Genomic DNA, 1,101 nt, shown 5'->3' with positions numbered 1-1,101 from the left:
CATATATACTACCAATCCAATTCAAGGGGTACATCGCCAGATACGCAAAATCACCAAAACTAAAGGTGCTTTTCCTTCAGAACAGGCACTGATGAAGCTAATGTATCTGGGAATACAGAATATCAGTAAAAAATGGACAATGCCTATCCATAACTGGGGTATCGCATTATCACAACGTTATGTTAAATTTGGAGAGAGAATTCTCAAGGAAAAAAACAGCTTTTGAGGAGCATTAATTTAGAACCTGACACTGTTCGGGTGACACTCCCTCAGGTAACCACGAAATCCCTCCACCGTATAAGTTTATGCCTTGGATCGTAAAAGCTTTTATGCTGGGATGCTTTCAGAATTACTTTTCCGGTAGTCACTACAAAATAAATTGATATTTCTGTCCTTATAGTTTCTCCAAAAGTAGTTTTTATGTGCTACATAAATATCGAGCTCATCTAATACCTCTATTTCAACACGAGATGCTTTAACACGTAGTGTAATACTGTAGCGAATTTATTAATCCATGTAAAAATGAAACATGACTCCTTTTTAATATCCTCGATATGAATCTAAAACCTAAGCCTGCTAAATACATCTCTAATAACAGACGCTGGATACCATACGTTTTAGATGCCGATTGATTTTCTACACTAAATCAATAATGACAGTCTCTGCATAGATAACTTTGGCTTTCGCAGTTTTATATTATCCCAACTCTTACATTTTGGATTATCCATAGATTCTGCTTTTATCCAAATTTTAAAAACTATATTTATGTAACAATACCAACACGAGGTTTTATACACTGTAGCATCATCCTACGCTTATTAAAATGGAAATAATTGGGTTCAGATTTCTCTCTAAAAATAATGAGATATAAAGAGACTAATAAGGCTGTTCACAAAATGTAAACAGCCCTTATTTTTGATTGAAAATTGAGAGCTTAATTCAAATTTTTAAATTCAATATCCGACATTTCATCACTGGCAATCCTCTTCAATTCACCCATATGCGCCTGTATTTTTCGATCGATTTCAGGATTTATACTCGGCCTGCTTGCTTTGGGTTGAAAATTAGGGTCTTCACCTCCTAAAACGCTTGAATAATAGT

General features: G+C 34.7%; 1 protein-coding gene. It reads left to right on the top strand.

Features of this window, described 5'->3' with window-relative positions; genetic code table 11:
• Window positions 1-226, top strand: a 226-nt coding sequence (locus GNY06_RS00260; protein WP_166518302.1) for a transposase, incomplete at its 5' end; no start/stop codon positions are given.
• Window positions 227-1,101: the final 875 nt, after the last annotated feature.

Origin of the sequence: Elizabethkingia argenteiflava, assembly GCF_009904105.1 — a bacterium.
GTDB classification, from domain to species: Bacteria; Bacteroidota; Bacteroidia; order Flavobacteriales; family Weeksellaceae; genus Elizabethkingia; species Elizabethkingia argenteiflava.
Note: the sequence above shows the minus strand (reverse complement) of the source record. Positions and strands in the feature narration are given on the sequence as shown.